Here is a 14,704-nt window from a genome sequence, read left to right on the forward strand (position 1 = left end):
AACATATTGTGTTTGCTTATACCGTTGAACAATTGTGAAATTTTTCACCCGCGGGCGCTCGGATCTTCTGGTTTCACGATCATTCCCTCCCGCCGGGAATCGGCTTTTAATAAGAATGAAAAAATTTCAGAAAGTTTTCCCACATTCTAAAAGTGAATGCTATCTTTATGGTTATAGTTAATTCATAAGAGGATTTATCCCATCGCCGGGGGGAATGATCTCGCTCTTTTACTGATCGTGCGCCGGGAAATCTCTTAAATCTCGGGATCTGTTCTATTGCCGAGAGATTAAAAAATCGCTCACTCGCGGGCGCGGGATTTGTCTGGAATTGCAAACATTCCCTCCCGCCGGGAATTAGCTTCTATAGAACGACTAAGAGAATTAATCGCATCGCCGGGGGGAAATATCCCGCTTTTTTACCAATCGTGCGCCGGCAAGTTGTGGCATTTCTCAATACCTAGGAGTTTTGCTGCGGAATCTTCCCCTTTGAGGAGCTGTTCGGTATTGCCATCGTACGCAATGGTACCATCGTGGATAACAAGTGTTCTGGGCGCGATTTGGTGGGCATCTTCGATATTGTGCGATACCATCACTAAAGTTATATTATGCGCGTGGCAGATCTCATCTAAGAGCTGTAACATTTCGTGCCGAAGCGCAGGATCAAGGGCGGAGAAAGGCTCATCAAGAAGTAGAATCGGTTGCCGGCGGATAAAGCAGCGGGCAAGGGCGGCGCGTTGTCGTTGGCCACCGGAGAGGGTATTAGGATAGCGGTTGAGAAGGTCTTGTAATCCCACTTGCTCGGCAATTTGCCTGACTTTTGCAATCTCATCGGGCTTGAGATGTAGTGTCGGGCGTAATCCTAAACCGATATTTTGCAGAACGGTCAAATGGGCAAAGAGATTATTCTCCTGAAATAGCATAGATACCGGACGCTTTGCCGGCGGAAGCTTAGTCACATCTTTGCCGGCAAGGATTATCTCCCCTTGTTGCGGAACGTGAAAACCACTGATTAAACTCAATAGCGTACTTTTCCCCGCGCCACTTGGCCCCATAATTGCCACTCGCTCCCCTTGTTCAATGGCACATTGAAACAGCATCGATTGCGTCTTGTCATTAACGCTAGGATGAAAGAGAACATTATTGAGCCGAATCATAATCTTTTCCTGAGAGTTGTTCGAGTAAGCTAAAAAGGATAAAGCAGAGGAATAGTAGTAACATTGCCGTTACCGCTCCATCATTGGTACGATATGCCCCTAATTGCTGATAGAGATAGTAGGGTAATGTGCGAAAATCCTCATTGCCAAAGAGCGCCACTACGCCAAAATCGCCAATGGAGATCACCGAAGCAAAAGCAAGGGCTTGAGCAATGGGCTTTTTGAGGGCTTTCAGTTCAACGATCCATAACCGGCGAACGCCTTGAATATTGAGAGATTGGCAGAGGGGATTGTAGCGCTCCGCAAGATCTCTCATCGGATTATCGAGGGTTTTCAGCGCATAAGGAATCGCTAGGAGTGCATTCGCCACAATCACTACAGGATAAGGGGATTGGGGAATGCCGATCGTCTCATTAAAGAGAATAAAGAAACCTGTTGCTAATACAATACCCGGCATCGCTAAAATTAACAGGCCACTGAGCTCTAAAGTCTGTCCCCACCGTTCATTCCCCCGAAGTCGAAGCTCCCGACTACTCCAGAGAATCATCATCGTGAGTGTCACCGAGAGAAGCCCGGCACACAGCGCAATAATCAGCGAGGTGGAAGCCGCTTGCCACAGTGCTGATTGTTGCAGTACGGCAAGAATGCGCCCATTCAATCCATCAATAATAATGGCAATGAGCGGTGGCAGGAGTAGTAAAAGCGCTAAGAGAATAATCAGCGTATCTCGAATCTGCCGAAAATGATTATCTGCCGGATCGAACCAACGCCGTGCTTGTGTGGTGCCAATGGCAAAGGCGCTATTGATGCGTTGGCTAAGTAGGACTAAACCGATACAGAAAAAGAGTTGAATAAGGGCTAAAATCGCCGCTCTACCGGGATCAAAATCATAATTGAGCGCTTGATAAATCGCTAACTCAATTGTGGTTGCTTTCGGTCCACCTCCAAGGGCTAACACTGTGGCAAAGCTCGCAAAGCAGAGCATAAAGATCAGTGCCGCAGTAGGTAATAATTGCCGGCGCAGATAGGGCCACTCTACAATGCGAAATTGTTGCCATTCATTAAAGCCTAATTGCGCTGCAATCTGCCGCTGTTCTACAGAAATACTCTCAAGCGCTTGTAGTAACATTCGAGCGGCAAGGGGGAGATTGAAAAAGACATGAGCGAGCAGAATCCCTTGTAAACCATAAGGTGAGAAGCGATATTCAAGCCCTATCATCTCCAATAGCATCGCAAGCCAACCACTTTTACCATAGATCGAGAGAATGCCAAATACGGCCACTAAGACCGGTAAGACTAACGTCATTGCACAGAGACGAAGAAGCAGGGTTCTCCCGGGGAAACGCCGGCGATAGAGTGCTCTAGCGAGTAAAATAGCGGGGATCACAGAGAGTAGGGCAGAGAGAAAGGCTTGATAAAAGGTAAAGCCAATCACGTGCCAGAGATAGTGATCATGCCAAATAGCGCTCAAGGAAATAGATGGCGCAAAGCACCAGAGCGCACCAAAGGCGAGGAGCGCAACGGTAATGAGTAATAGCGCCGCTACAATGCCCGGCCACAGAGAGAGAGAACTCTTTGGCCGATGAGCCTGATCTTGCAAAGCCGATTGACGGTGATGATGGGGTAGGGAATACATCAATGAGAGATCCTCATTCAAGTCAATTATTGACTCACCGCCGATTGCCATAAACGAATCCAATGTTGTCGCTCTTTCTCCACTTCTTCAGCACTAAAGAGCAACGCTTTGCTTGGAATCGGCAGCGCTTTGTAGACTTCCGGTAATGGAATATCAATCACAGGATACATCCAATTGGTAGTCGGGAGCGTCTCTTGAAATGCCGGCGTTAACATAAATTGCAGGAATTGATCGGCTAATGCTTCATTTTGGCTTGTAGCCAACTTCGCTGCGACTTCTACCTGTAGATAGTGCCCTTCATCGAAGATTGCTGCCGCATAGCTGTCATCTTTATCATAGAGCATCTGATAGCCCGGCGATGTGGTATAACTCAAGACAAAATCACTTTCATCCTTGAGAAAGAGGCCATAAGATTCGCTCCAACCTTTGGTGACGGTCAGCGTCTTTTTCGCCATCTTTTGCCAAGCGGCTGTACTCTCATCTCCATAGAGTTTCTCCATCCAAAACAGTAATCCCAATCCTGGCGTACTAGTCCGAGGATCTTGATAGATAATACTCCAAGATTTACTACTATCGAGGAGTGCATTCATACTTGTGGGCGGATTTTGGATCTTCTCTTTATTATAGATAAAGGCAAAATAGCCATAATCGTAAGGAATAAATGTCTGATGATCCCATTCAATCGGCAGTTTGAGTTTTGAGGTATCCACATTGGCCGGAGCAAATAGCCCCGTCTCTTCCGCCGCTGCAATCAGATTATTATCAAGACCAAGGATAATATCCGCTTTACTCTTTTTACCTTCCATCCGTAGGCGATTGAGTAGGGCAACGCCATCACCGAGAGAGACTAATTTCAGCTCACAATCGCACTCTTTTTCAAAGCGCTCCTTAATCAGTGGCCCCGGCCCCCATTCTGCGGCAAAGGAATCATAAGTGTAGACGGTGAGTATCGGTTTCTCTGCCAAGGCGAACGTGGTCACGCAGGTTAAAATCATAGAAGTGGCAAGGAGAATTCGCCCAATCGGTTGAGCAATCGATCGAGATAAGCGTTGAAATATGGAAGAATCAGTTTTATGCGTCATAATAGCTCCTGTGTAATGCGTCACAGGATCTGAGGGAGATCGCCCTCGTGGCCATCTGCTCTCAAATCCCTACGCCGGTATTGTCCGGATCAGGTTCGACGGGTGAAATCTCAGCCCTTTAAAGATCAGATCATCCTAATCATCCCTAAATGGCACCCCGTTGAGATAGCCCTCATTGTAGAGATTTTCAAGAGCTCTGTAAACTTGTGTCATAAAAGGGGATGTTTGATGGTTGTCACTAAGTAAATCTATCCCATCGCCGGAGCGAAGTATCCCGCTCTTTTACCAATCGTGCGCCGGCAGATTGGACATCTTTAATGCCGGGAGTTAAGCGGAAATTCTATCTATGCCGGCAATAGTGGTATTTCTCAATGCAGAGAAAATAGTTTGAGAAGTTGAGAAACTGCTCACCCGCGGGCGCGGGATTTGTCTGGAATTGCAAGCATTCCCTCCCGCCGGGAATCGGCTTTTAATAAGAATGAAAAAATTTCAGAAAGTTTTCCCACATCTGAAAAGTTAGAACTATCTTTATTGATATAAGACAATCCCTCCCATCGCCGGAGCGAAGTATACCGTTCTTCCATCAATCGCGTGCCGGCAGGTTGGGCATCTTCAATGCAGGATAATAAATAGATCGTTCATCTGTGTCGAGCATTGCCGAGAGTTAAGCGGACATTCTATCTATGCTGAAATATAATGATATCTCTCAATGTTGAGAAAATAGTTTGAGAAGTTGAGAAACTACTCACCCGCGGGCGCGGGATTTGTCTGGAATTGCAAGCATTCCCTCCTGCCGGGAATTAGATTTGATTTGAGATTACTAAGAAAACTCCTCCCATCGCCGGGGGATAGTATATTTTTATAATTTTGATATGGACTCATACTATCAGTCCAGATTATTTATCTGGATCTGCTTTTTTATTATTTTCATGATTGAATAATAAACTTTTTAATCCCATGACAATTGGAAGACTTAAAAAGGCAATGCTAACAGTGGGGTGAGCATCACTCCAAATACTGATTAGAGAAGCCGCTATTAAGCCCCAAACTAACCATGTGCCTCTTTTATTGGATTTTTCGGCTAAATTGAGCGATCTAGACACTCGGTCGATTTCAGAATCTGTTAGTGCTTTTTCAATTTGCATAGTATGTTCTCTTTATATTATTGACATTTCAATAATCTTTGTTGCCACACCAGGCACAATTTTTTCATACTCTTCTAATAAAGCGGGGGGAGGTAATGGGCCTGAAAAGAGCTGGCTTTTAATTTGCAGCGTTTCTTTTATTTTTTCTTCTTTAATTTTTCAGGAAGATCACTATTTGCAATTTGGGTAATCCTTTCTACTTCATCAGAAATTAAATCTTTCTCTGGTTCAGTTGAACAGGACGTTTCTATATCATTTTGTTTATCATCTTTTGATAGATCTTTTGTTATCACGGTCATCCCCATAACGCGCTAATACCTCAGCTGTGGCCTGAGAGATATCTTCGGCTACAATTTGCATATCTTCTTCAGCGCTTCTTAATTTAACTTTAGCTGGCTGAATAGATGATAAGTAATCCGTACAGTGACTTGAAATAGTAGGTATATCTGGAAAACTTATCATGTTATTAGACCAGTTCAAAATTCTATGACTCAGCTTTCTCATGAGTAAACTCCTTTTTAGTTATCACAGTAACTATGATGATTGTGTAATCCTCCCCTTTTTAGGGCTATTTAAAAGTAGAAGGTTTCTCTTGGTTTATTAAAGTTGACACGGTGGCACAGATCCAATGGCTGAATGGGGTCTTTCATTATTATAACTCCATAGCCATTTAGTGGAGTAAATTTGTGCTTCATTGATTGTTCCAAACAGATAATTCGATAGTAACTCCTCTCTTACGGTGCGGTTAAATCGCTCAATATAAGCATTTTGTGTGGGTTTCCCCGGTTGAGTATAGATCAGAGTGATCTTCTTTGAATTAGCCCAATCAATTAATTTCTGGCTAATATATTCAGGGCCATTATCACATCGAATCGCTGCAGGCTTTCCTCTCCATTCAATAATTCTCTCTAAGGAGCGAATCACTTTTTCTGTCGGTAAACTAAAATCAATATCCACGCAAAGACCTTCTCGATTATAATCATCAATCACATTAAAAGTTCGGAAATAACGTCCATTTTGCAAGCTGTCAGACATAAAATCCATCGACCATATTTGATTAATATCTGTCGCTAATCCCAATGCTTCGGGGCAATTTCTGATGATTCGTTTTTTAGGTTTAATTCTGAGATTAAGCTCTAATTCCCGATAAACTCTTAAAACTCGTTTATGATTCCATCGGAACTTTTGAATATTTCTCAAATAATCAAAACATAAACCAAAACCCCAACGCTTATGAGCTTTAGTTAACTTCAGTAACCAAGTTTCAATGAGTCTGTTTTCGGAAGAGGCTTTGGCCTGATAGTGAAAAGCCGTTTTGCTAATCCCAAATATCTCACAAACCAAACGAATGGAGATATCTTGAGTCTTTAAAACAGCTTTAGCCATCTCTTTTCGTTGAGATGGCTTTACCACTTTCCCTCTAAAGCTTCTTGGCGGATACGGGACTTTAAACATTCTTCAGCATACATTTTTTTGAGCCTTGCATTCTCAGCTTCTAGCTCTTTTAAGCGAGTAATCATCGAGGCATCCATACCACCATATTTTGAACGCCACTTATAAAATGTCGCCGAACTAATCCCATGCTCTCGACATAAATCGGTCACTTTCACGCCTGATTCATTCTGCTTTAAGATTGACATGATTTGTGTGTCTGTGAATTTTGATTTTTTCATAGTTAATTTCTCCTAAGTAAATAATACGAGAAAATTCTACTTATAGTCGGTATTATTTTTAGGGAGGATTACAATTGCATATGTTTTAAGTATATACTTTATTGTTATATTCCCCAACTATCTACATAGTAGGTTTAATTCTATAACAGTAAGCTAGATAACTTTTTAAACTTCATGAGTAATTACCTTAAGCTTAGGTGTTCTTTTTTGATTGTGGGAAATAACACTTAAAAGATTAAAAAGATCTTTTATCCTCGGGATCTCTCTGGAGTTGCACACATTCCCTCCCGCCGGGAATCGACTTTTAATAAGAATGAAAAAATTTCAGAAAGTTTTCCCACATCTGAAAAGTTAGAACTATCTTTATTGATATAAGACAATCCCTCCCATCGCCGGAGCGAAGTATCCCGCTCTTTTACCAATCGTGCGCCGGCAGATTGGGTATCTTCAATGCAGGATAATAAATAGATCGTTCATCTGTGTCGAGCATTGCCGAGAGTTAAGCGGAAATTCTATCTATGCCGGCAATAGTGGTATTTCTCAATGCCGAGAAAATAGTTTGAGAAGTTGAGAGGCTACCCACCCGCGGGCGCGGGATCTCTCTGGAGTTGCAAGCATTCCCTCCCGCCGGGAATCGGCTTTTAATAAGAATGAAAAAATTTCTGAAATTATCCCCGTAATAACCGGTAAGCGCTATGTTTATGGTATTAGAGATATCTGTCTATGTCGAAAATAAGAAATGGCTAATTAATAATGACTCAATGAGTATTAAAATATAGGTTGAAGGCTATATTTTAAGCGAGTAAAATGATTTTAAGGAAAACAACTATTTGCTTTATCCATTGATCAATCTATTGACGATGATAGATAGACATCTCTAGGTTTTTGAAAATAAAAATAGAGCCGAGGATAAAGGGATCAGTAGATATGAATTGGGATGTTTACTTTTCAGAAAGGTTTGAAAAATGGTTGTTACAACAAGATATTAAGATTCAAGAAGATATTATGGCCTATATAGGATTGTTAGAAAAAAGAGGTCCACAGCTATCAAGACCTTATGCAGATACCATTCAAGGATCACAATTTCCTAATATGAAAGAACTTCGAGTGCAATCGCAGGGGAATCCTTATCGATTATTTTTTGCATTTAATCCACAGCGAGAAGCTATTATATTGATAGCTGATAATAAAAAGGGATGGAAAGATCAGGATTTTTATAAAAAGTGGGTTCCGATTGCAGATCAACTATTTGCCACAGAGCTTGATGAAAATTAAGAGTGATATATATCATCCAATTAATAGAATCAAGGAATGGAGTATCAAAATGAAATCAGATTTAAAAAAATCTAAAAAGAGAATCTCTTCTAAAGAATTTACGCAGAAATATATGTCTAAAGAGAGCCAAGATCGTATTCAAGCACTAACAGATCAACTAGATTTGGAATATAGTCTTATGTTGATTAGAAAAGAACTCAATAAAACTCAGAAAGAGATTGCTGAGATATTGGGGATATCACAACCGACGCTTTCAGGTATTGAAAATGTTACTCAAGATATCAAGCTCTCAACAATGAAAAAATATATTGAAGCATTAGGTGGTTCTATGAGTATCAATATTAATCTACCTACGGGTAAAACTGTCTCTATCAACGTATAGATTATTTTATTCGAAGCAATTAAGACAATCCATCTCATCGCCGGAGCGAAGTATCCTGCTCTTTTACCAATCGTGCGCCGGCAGGTTGGGTATCTTTAATGCCGGGAGATTAGTTTGAGAAGTTGAGAAACGGCTCATCCGCGGGATCTGTTCTATTGCCGAGAGATTGAAAATCACTCACCTGCGGGCGCTCGAATCTTCTGGATTTGCAAGCATTCCCTCCCGCCGGGAATCAGATTTGATTTGAGATAAAAATTTCAGAAAGTTTTCCCACATCTGAAAAGTTAGAACTATCTTTATTGATATAAGACAATCCCTCCCATCGCCGGAGCGAAGTATCCCGCTCTTTTACCAATCGTGCGCCGGCAGATTGGACATCTTCAATGCCGGGAGTTAAGCGGAAATTCTATCTATGTCGGCAATAGTGGTATTTCTCAATGCCGAGAAAATAGTTTGAGAAGTTGAGAAACTACTCACCTGCGGGCGCTCGAATCTTCTGGATTTGCAAGCATTCCCTCCCGCCGGGAATCACTAAGAAAGATTAATTGTCTTTAATGTTAAGCCACCTTACAATACAGATAGTTGTTGTAGAAAAGATCAACATTAGTTTATAAGAGAGGTGTCAATATGAAAAATACCATCAATCGTCAAGAGTATCCTTTCTTAGATTTAATTTTATGGGATACGACTAAACAGGAATTTACGCCTGAAGAGATCTTCTATTTTTGTGAAAAAAGATACCAATATTTTGATGAAAAAAATCTCTCTCATAAAGAGCTAGCACTTTTACAACAATTGATAGATGTAGTAGGAAAAGGTATTTTTCTTCATGCTTAAAAAAATAGAGCGCCGCCATCATCAAATTATTTATAAAGCCCTAGAGCGATTTAATTCTGAATTTTTAAGTCAAAATACAATTTTATTTGGTGGTGGAACTAGAATTGCTTTGGAGTTAAACGAGTATCGAGAATCTGTAGATATTGATTTTATCTGTCCAAATAAGGATTCTTATAGAGCAGTTAGAAGTGAAGTCACAAATCAATCTCTAGGGAATTTAGTCTTGGAAGATTTTGATTATCCAAGAGATATTCGGGCAGATCGAGATGCTGTAAGAGCGGTTGTTAATATAGAAAATACGTTAATAAAATTAGAATTTGTATCTTTTGCAGATTATGAGTTAACGAGATCTAAGGGACATTTTTTTAATGTTCCTTATTTAGATCAGAAATCCTGTTATGTCAATAAACTACTTGCGAATGCAGATAGATATACGGAATATAAAGATATATTAGATTTGATCGTGATGTTTCATTTTTGGGGAGCAATACCTGAGGAGAGCTGGCGGATTGCAGCTCAGCATTACTCATATCAAGTTATTTTTTATGGGTTAGAAAAAGCTTTATTGAATAAGTCTCATTATTTAGAAAAAGCTACTGAGTATTCAATGAGTCATCAAATTAAGGCAATCTTAATGAGTCGATTGGTGCCCAATTTCGCAAACTATATCATTCAAGAAAAGCACAATAGATTATCTGTTTAATATAAAATTCATTTGTGAATTAGATATGATTTATAACAACTAAGAAAATTAACCGCATCTCCGGAGCGAAGTATCCCGTTCTTCCAGCAATCGCGCGCCGGGAGATTAGTTTGAGAAGTTGAGAGACTACTCATCCGCGGGCGCTCGAATCTTCTGGATTCACAAACATTCCCTCCCGCCGGGAATCCGCTTTCAATCAGTATCAAAATCCTTACGCCGCTCTGAAGAGATAGAGCCGGCTCTCTTTGGTTTTCATCTCTCTTGCTTCTTTAAGCGGTAAGAGGCTTGCGGCTTGTAAGAGGAGCTTGTGGGGCATCTCTAGGGAGAGGGATGTTAAATGTTCTGTGAGTGAATGACCTTGGAGAAGGCTGAAGATTTCAGGATAGAGATTGTGATGAAAGGGCGGGTCAAGGAAGAGGTGCGAGCGTAAACCCTCTTCTTTAATAGCGGTTAAATAGGCTTTCATCTCAGGATGGAGCGGATCTTGTTTGAGAAACTCTAAAGCACTCATTGGGAGCAGGGTATAACGCGATTCTGGAACCTTGAGCGCATTAAGATTCGCTTGTAGTTGCCGGTAGACAGCCGGATCTTTTTCGATAAAGATCGCCTTTTTCGCACCTCGAGAGAGCGCTTCAATCCCTAAAGCGCCGCTGCCGGCAAAGGCATCAATAACGATTGCGCCGGGGATGGTGAGCTGTAACCAATTAAAGAGGGTTTCGCGCACCCGCGAAGCAGTCGGGCGTAAGCCATCCGCATCAATCACATTGATTTTACGAGAACGATATTCCCCACCAATAATTTGAATAGCGTGAGCGGCGGATTTCCCTTGGGCGCGTTTCATAATATGAGTGATCTCCTACGAGTGCGTTTTGATATCTGATACTATTTCTGAAGCTACGGCTTCAATGGCTTCCTTGGTCTCTTCATCTTCTTTCATAATCGAGATTTCCTCAACCATTGTCGGTGCAATAGTGACTTCGGCATTTGGATCTAATGTGGGCAGAATATGTGCTCGAATCCAACTTTCGGTGACTTTCGCAAGCTCGCCGGTAGAGAGCTCTTTCGATTCAATCGGCTCACCAATCACGATCGTGATCATTCCCGGCTCTTTGATAAAACGGCCTTTCGGTGCCGCTAAACCGGAGTTAATCGCTATCGGCAATACCGGCGCTTCTAACTGCTTCGCCACAATAAAGGCCCCTTTCTTAAAAGGTTCCTCTTTGCCAAAAGGTACGCGCGTTCCTTCCGGGAAGATAATCACCGAGCGACCCTCATTAAAGCGCTCTTTTGCTTGAGCCGAGATCTGTTTAAGGGCATTTTTCCCATCCTTACGATTAATCGCAATCGGCTTAGCCTTCGCTAATCCCCAACCAAAGAAAGGGATATAGAGAAGCTCCTTTTTGAGGACAAAGGAATGGGGCGGTAGAATCACCGTATAGATGAGCGTTTCTAAGGCTGATTGATGATTAGAGATGATAAAATGAGGGCGATCTTTGAGTTTGTTGAGATGCTCTTGCCCGACAACCCGATAATGCACGCCGGCACCGATTCGCATCCAACCAATGAGGATACTCGACCAGATAATAGTCACCCGGCGAAACCACGAACCCCAAAAGAAGATCGTACAGAGCATCATAATGGGCGTAATCACCAGATAGATAAAGAGATAACCGATAAAGGTAATAAGGGAACGTATCCAAGTCACCATATGTATTGATTCCTATGAAAAGTGCTTAATCGAGAGATCGATAGTAGGGTATATGGGGTAAATTAGTCACTAATGCAGTCACTGATGCAGTCGCTGTAGTATCGTCACAAATTCGGCTAATGAAGCAAAGCAAGGGATCGTGTTCTCGTGATTGCCATCATTTTCGAGACCATTATTACTATGATGTTGAGGTGTTTCTACCAATGCTTGCTGTAGCTTTCGTTCTGTCTCTGCGCCATTCCCAGTGCGCACTAAAACAGGGCGAATGCCTGCCCGTTTACCCGCTTCTAGATCTGATTGTTTATCCCCGACAAAGTAGATCACTTGAGGCGGTATAATCGCTAACTGAGTCATAATTTTATGTAACATCCCCGGATTAGGTTTACGATCAGGATGCTCGGGATCATCAGCGGTACAATATTCTAATGCCGCAATTTTCCCTTGATGCTCATCGAGTAGATCCGCCATTTTTTGATGCATCTCATCAAGTGCTTGATGATCATAGAGCCCAAGGGCAATCCCCCGTTGATTAGTCGCCACCGCTACCGGAACACCGGCTTGATTGAGTGCGGCAATCGCTTCTAAGCTTCCGGCAATAGGATGCCACTCATCGCTTGATTTAATATAAGCTGTAGAGTCCTCATTAATCACCCCATCGCGATCGAGAATGACAAGGTCAGGCCAAGGGAGCGTTTCTTGTGAAACATCCTCTGCCGTTAATATGCCATCTATTAATAATCGATCCCATTGTTGTGATGCAGTCTGATTGATCTGACTCATAATGATTCCTTCTGATATTGATGATTTGAGAGCGCGCTATCTATCAAGAGATCACGCACTCTCAATCTCATTATGATATCTGATTAGAGTTGCAACTTAGAGATATCCGCAACGGTCTCAAAATCATCACGAATCTCAGTGAGAAGCGCAATACGGTTATGACGCACTTCACGATCTTCAGCCATCACCATCGTATCTTCAAAGAAGCGTGCAAGGGGTGCTGCAAGATTCGCTAATTGCTCTAAAATAGCGCGATAATCTTTTGCTGCCACTAATGATGCAATTTCACCTTTGAGAAGTTCTGTGGCTTTGAAGAGTAACTTTTCAGACTCATTCTCTAATAACGTTTCACTCACATCCGTTGCTACCGCTTCCTCTTTGTTATTCTCGAGGATATTGTGGATTCGTTTATTTGTTTCAATCAGAGAGCCGGCTTCCGGTAGCGCTTTAAAGGCCGCAACCGCTAAAAGACGATGATAGATATCGAGCGGATTGGTGAGCTTCAGTTCAGAGATTGATGCAAATACATCACTTGATACCCCTAAATCTGCAGAATAAGCACGAAGACGATCGAAGATATAGGTAAAGATAGTCATTACTGATTTATCCGCTTCAATTGCTTTAGGCATTGTCGCCGCACTAATCTCAATCAATTTCAAAAGATCTAAATTGAGTTCTTTTTCGATTAAAATCCGTAGAACCGCTAAGGCATTTCGGCGAAGACCATAAGGATCGCGGGAACCCGTTGGAATCTCACCAATCGAGAAGATCCCCACAATGGTATCTAAACGTTCAGCCAAACCGAGCGCTTGCGCCTCTTTACTCTCTGGTAAGCGATCGCCGGCGAAGCGAGGCCAGTAAACTTGCTCTAAGCTATCGGCGACAATGGGATTCTCATTTTGATCAAGGGCATAGTACCGTGCCATTGTGCCTTGTAGTTCAGGGAACTCTTGCACCATATCACTGATGAGATCCGCCTTATTAAGACGTGCAGCACGCGCCACTAATGCTTCATCAGCACCGATCATCTTCGCAATCGCTTCACTTAAAGTGGCAACACGGCGAATTTTATCTGCTTGTGAACCGAGTTTAGTTTGGAATACCACACTTTCAAGATGAGCAAGATAACTCTCAAGCGGTTTCTTGCGATCTTCATTCCAGAAGAATTCCGCATCGGCAAAACGAGGGCGAATTACCCGCTCATTGCCATCAATGACCGCTTGTGGCTCACTGCTCTCGATATTGCTAATAAAGCAGAATTTATCTACTAATTTTCCATTCTCATCCACAATCGGGAAGTAACGCTGATGATCTTCCATGGCAATAATGAGCGCTTCTTGTGGGACTTCTAAGAAGTGCGTTTCAAAGCTACCGATCATCGCTTTGGGGTGTTCAACTAGCGCTGTGACTTCATCAAGTAAGCCTTCATTCACAATCGGCGTACCGATTGACGCTGTCACCTTCTGAATATCCGCTTCAATTAACGCTTTACGCTTAGCAAAGTCAGGGACGATATGCCCTTGTTGTTCCATTGTGGCTTCATACTCTTTTGCGTGGGGAATCGCAATCGGCGCTGATGTGTGGAAACGGTGTCCACGGCTCTTATTGCCGGCATCAATTCCGAAGATCTTGGTCTCAAGAACTTGATCTCCATACATCACTACAACCCAACGCACCGGGCGCACAAATTCAAAATCGTGTCCCGCCCAACGCATTCTCTTGGGAATAGGCAAGCCTTTAAGCGCTTTTTCGATCATTGCCGGCAATAGGGACGCGAGTGATTGACCTTTCACTTCCTCTTTGTAGGTATACCAAGCGCCTTTATCGGTCTCAAGCACCGTTAATTGCTCAACCGTCACGCCACAAGAGCGCGCAAATCCTTGAAGTGCCGGCGTAGGTTCACCCTCTTTCATTGCTGCTTGTACCGCAGGTCCCCGGCGTTCGCTCACATAATCCGCTTGCTCAGAGTCAAGATCTGAGATCACAAGCGCCAAACGGCGAGGCGTGGCATAGGCCTTGATCTCACTAAAGCCGAGTTTCTTCGCTTTTAGCTCAGCCGCAATGCCCTCTTTAAAAGCATTCGATAAATTATTCAAAGCCCGTGGCGGAAGCTCTTCCGTCCCAATTTCAATTAGTAGCGTCTCTTTAATCATTGTGATTCCATCTGAAAAGTGTATGAAATAACCTAGAATTCTTATATAGAGGGTTATTTTAGCGTATTTGGAACGCTTTCTCACTTATATTCGATCATAATTGCGCGTTTTCGGGCAGTGCTTTTTGTCGATATTGGTTATTCCAAGTATTTTTCCACTTTTAAAATTCTATTTAC

The 14,704-nt window shown here is 42.5% G+C and carries 15 protein-coding genes and 1 riboswitch; of the genes, 4 read left to right on the forward strand and 11 right to left on the reverse strand.

Going from position 1 to position 14,704, the window contains the following annotated elements:
• Positions 1–416 precede the first annotated feature (416 nt).
• The 7 genes from thiQ to WMO13_RS00465 form a co-directional block, all read right to left on the reverse strand.
• Positions 417–1,154: a thiamine ABC transporter ATP-binding protein ThiQ gene (gene thiQ / locus WMO13_RS00440; protein WP_026879419.1), complete on the reverse strand. Its 738-nt coding sequence runs from the start codon at positions 1,152–1,154 to the stop codon at positions 417–419.
• Entirely contained in the window at positions 1,138–2,841 is a 1,704-nt protein-coding gene (gene thiP, locus WMO13_RS00445; protein WP_270049129.1) for a thiamine/thiamine pyrophosphate ABC transporter permease ThiP, read from the reverse strand. The genes thiQ and thiP overlap by 17 nt, the downstream gene beginning before the upstream one ends.
• Positions 2,817–3,785 (reverse strand): thiamine ABC transporter substrate binding subunit, encoded by a 969-nt coding sequence (thiB, locus tag WMO13_RS00450; protein ID WP_051396308.1) that lies wholly within the window; start codon positions 3,783–3,785, stop codon positions 2,817–2,819. The genes thiP and thiB overlap by 25 nt, the downstream gene beginning before the upstream one ends.
• A 135-nt stretch (positions 3,786–3,920) precedes the next feature.
• Positions 3,921–4,042, reverse strand: a riboswitch (TPP riboswitch).
• A gap of 726 nt (positions 4,043–4,768) precedes the next feature.
• Positions 4,769–5,017: a hypothetical protein gene (locus WMO13_RS00455; protein ID WP_026879422.1), complete on the reverse strand. Its 249-nt coding sequence runs from the start codon at positions 5,015–5,017 to the stop codon at positions 4,769–4,771.
• A 12-nt stretch (positions 5,018–5,029) separates the two neighbouring features.
• Positions 5,030–5,173: a DUF2335 domain-containing protein gene (locus tag WMO13_RS10640; RefSeq protein WP_084331534.1), complete on the reverse strand. Its 144-nt coding sequence runs from the start codon at positions 5,171–5,173 to the stop codon at positions 5,030–5,032.
• 108 nt (positions 5,174–5,281) lie between these two features.
• Complete coding sequence (locus WMO13_RS00460; protein WP_026879423.1) at positions 5,282–5,521, reverse strand: hypothetical protein; 240 nt, start codon at positions 5,519–5,521, stop codon at positions 5,282–5,284.
• Between the two features lie 96 nt (positions 5,522–5,617).
• Positions 5,618–6,690 (reverse strand): IS3 family transposase gene (locus WMO13_RS00465; RefSeq protein ID WP_342386822.1). Its coding sequence is split into 2 segments (ribosomal slippage): positions 5,618–6,429 and positions 6,429–6,690, totalling 1,074 coding nucleotides; the frame shifts between segments, so codons are not numbered across the junction.
• Between the two features lie 927 nt (positions 6,691–7,617).
• Here WMO13_RS00465 and WMO13_RS00470 point away from each other — a divergent pair.
• From WMO13_RS00470 to WMO13_RS00485, 4 genes are all read left to right on the forward strand, one after another.
• Complete coding sequence (locus tag WMO13_RS00470; protein ID WP_026879399.1) at positions 7,618–7,965, forward strand: type II toxin-antitoxin system RelE/ParE family toxin; 348 nt, start codon at positions 7,618–7,620, stop codon at positions 7,963–7,965.
• 112 nt (positions 7,966–8,077) lie between these two features.
• Positions 8,078–8,347 carry a helix-turn-helix domain-containing protein gene (locus tag WMO13_RS00475; protein WP_034856064.1) on the forward strand — a complete coding sequence of 90 codons (270 nt, stop codon included), beginning with the start codon at positions 8,078–8,080 and terminating at the stop codon, positions 8,345–8,347.
• A 627-nt stretch (positions 8,348–8,974) separates the two neighbouring features.
• Positions 8,975–9,184 carry a hypothetical protein gene (locus WMO13_RS00480; RefSeq protein WP_026879401.1) on the forward strand — a complete coding sequence of 70 codons (210 nt, stop codon included), beginning with the start codon at positions 8,975–8,977 and terminating at the stop codon, positions 9,182–9,184.
• Positions 9,177–9,887: a nucleotidyl transferase AbiEii/AbiGii toxin family protein gene (locus WMO13_RS00485; RefSeq protein ID WP_034856057.1), complete on the forward strand. Its 711-nt coding sequence runs from the start codon at positions 9,177–9,179 to the stop codon at positions 9,885–9,887. The genes WMO13_RS00480 and WMO13_RS00485 overlap by 8 nt, the downstream gene beginning before the upstream one ends.
• 211 nt (positions 9,888–10,098) lie before the next feature.
• On the opposite strand, the gene rsmD is transcribed toward WMO13_RS00485, so the two are convergent.
• The 4 genes from rsmD to glyS form a co-directional block, all read right to left on the reverse strand.
• On the reverse strand, positions 10,099–10,728 hold the full coding sequence (gene rsmD / locus WMO13_RS00490; RefSeq protein WP_034856061.1) for a 16S rRNA (guanine(966)-N(2))-methyltransferase RsmD: 630 nt from the start codon (positions 10,726–10,728) through the stop codon (positions 10,099–10,101).
• A 15-nt stretch (positions 10,729–10,743) separates the two neighbouring features.
• The gene (locus WMO13_RS00495; protein ID WP_051396305.1) at positions 10,744–11,595 is read right to left on the reverse strand and encodes a lysophospholipid acyltransferase family protein; all 852 of its coding nucleotides are present in this window, start codon (positions 11,593–11,595) and stop codon (positions 10,744–10,746) included.
• A gap of 78 nt (positions 11,596–11,673) precedes the next feature.
• Complete coding sequence (locus WMO13_RS00500; RefSeq protein WP_084331531.1) at positions 11,674–12,375, reverse strand: D-glycero-alpha-D-manno-heptose-1,7-bisphosphate 7-phosphatase; 702 nt, start codon at positions 12,373–12,375, stop codon at positions 11,674–11,676.
• Between the two features lie 83 nt (positions 12,376–12,458).
• Positions 12,459–14,528 carry a glycine--tRNA ligase subunit beta gene (gene glyS / locus WMO13_RS00505; RefSeq protein ID WP_026879403.1) on the reverse strand — a complete coding sequence of 690 codons (2,070 nt, stop codon included), beginning with the start codon at positions 14,526–14,528 and terminating at the stop codon, positions 12,459–12,461.
• Positions 14,529–14,704 lie beyond the last annotated feature (176 nt).

It is taken from the genome of Ignatzschineria larvae DSM 13226 (genome assembly GCF_038500265.1).
Classification (GTDB): domain Bacteria; phylum Pseudomonadota; class Gammaproteobacteria; order Cardiobacteriales; family Wohlfahrtiimonadaceae; genus Ignatzschineria; species Ignatzschineria larvae.

What these genes read in the sequence shown, in the direction of transcription:
- thiQ (WP_026879419.1), bottom strand. Translation starts at nt 1,154, where the DNA reads ATGATTCGGCTCAATAATGTTCTCTTTCATCCTAGCGTTAATGACAAG.
- thiP (WP_270049129.1), bottom strand. Translation starts at nt 2,841, where the DNA reads ATGGCAATCGGCGGTGAGTCAATAATTGACTTGAATGAGGATCTCTCA.
- thiB (WP_051396308.1), bottom strand. Translation starts at nt 3,785, where the DNA reads ATGATTTTAACCTGCGTGACCACGTTCGCCTTGGCAGAGAAACCGATA.
- WMO13_RS00455 (WP_026879422.1), bottom strand. Translation starts at nt 5,017, where the DNA reads ATGCAAATTGAAAAAGCACTAACAGATTCTGAAATCGACCGAGTGTCT.
- WMO13_RS00460 (WP_026879423.1), bottom strand. Translation starts at nt 5,521, where the DNA reads ATGAGAAAGCTGAGTCATAGAATTTTGAACTGGTCTAATAACATGATA.
- WMO13_RS00470 (WP_026879399.1), top strand. Translation starts at nt 7,618, where the DNA reads ATGAATTGGGATGTTTACTTTTCAGAAAGGTTTGAAAAATGGTTGTTA.
- WMO13_RS00475 (WP_034856064.1), top strand. Translation starts at nt 8,078, where the DNA reads ATGTCTAAAGAGAGCCAAGATCGTATTCAAGCACTAACAGATCAACTA.
- WMO13_RS00480 (WP_026879401.1), top strand. Translation starts at nt 8,975, where the DNA reads ATGAAAAATACCATCAATCGTCAAGAGTATCCTTTCTTAGATTTAATT.
- WMO13_RS00485 (WP_034856057.1), top strand. Translation starts at nt 9,177, where the DNA reads ATGCTTAAAAAAATAGAGCGCCGCCATCATCAAATTATTTATAAAGCC.
- rsmD (WP_034856061.1), bottom strand. Translation starts at nt 10,728, where the DNA reads ATGAAACGCGCCCAAGGGAAATCCGCCGCTCACGCTATTCAAATTATT.
- WMO13_RS00495 (WP_051396305.1), bottom strand. Translation starts at nt 11,595, where the DNA reads ATGGTGACTTGGATACGTTCCCTTATTACCTTTATCGGTTATCTCTTT.
- WMO13_RS00500 (WP_084331531.1), bottom strand. Translation starts at nt 12,375, where the DNA reads ATGAGTCAGATCAATCAGACTGCATCACAACAATGGGATCGATTATTA.
- glyS (WP_026879403.1), bottom strand. Translation starts at nt 14,528, where the DNA reads ATGATTAAAGAGACGCTACTAATTGAAATTGGGACGGAAGAGCTTCCG.